The sequence below is a fragment of the Sodalis-like endosymbiont of Proechinophthirus fluctus genome, assembly GCF_001602625.1.
Taxonomy (GTDB): Bacteria; Pseudomonadota; Gammaproteobacteria; order Enterobacterales; family Enterobacteriaceae.
The window spans coordinates 4,197-4,484 of record NZ_LECR01000082.1 but is presented as its reverse complement, the minus strand read 5'-3'; the positions used below and the strand labels follow the sequence as shown (position 1 = coordinate 4,484).

The following is a 288-nucleotide window of genomic DNA, read 5'->3' as shown; positions in this document are numbered from 1 at the left end:
CCGCCAGTCGCATGCATCCACCTCCTGGGGCCGCAGATCGCATAATCCTTTGGCACGCAGTGCATGCAGCGCCGGGCCGGAAAGTAGCAGCTTGCCCACCTGGTGGCGATAGACTGGCCCGCGCAGCAGCGCCGACAACGCCTGTTGCTGTTTTGGCGCCCGCTTTAGGCTATCGGGCAGCGTACTATGCCCTTGTTCCGTGGCGAACCACTGCCATAGTGGCGCCATATCAGCAGGCTTTCCCTGACGGAGCAGGATCGGCAAGGCGTGGAACAGAACTTCTCCGGC

1 pseudogene is annotated in these 288 nt (G+C 62.8%); it reads right to left on the bottom strand.

The features are described 5' to 3' along the window. A pseudogene (locus BG74_RS17995) lies at positions 1-288 on the bottom strand (primosomal protein N'); the annotation flags it as partial.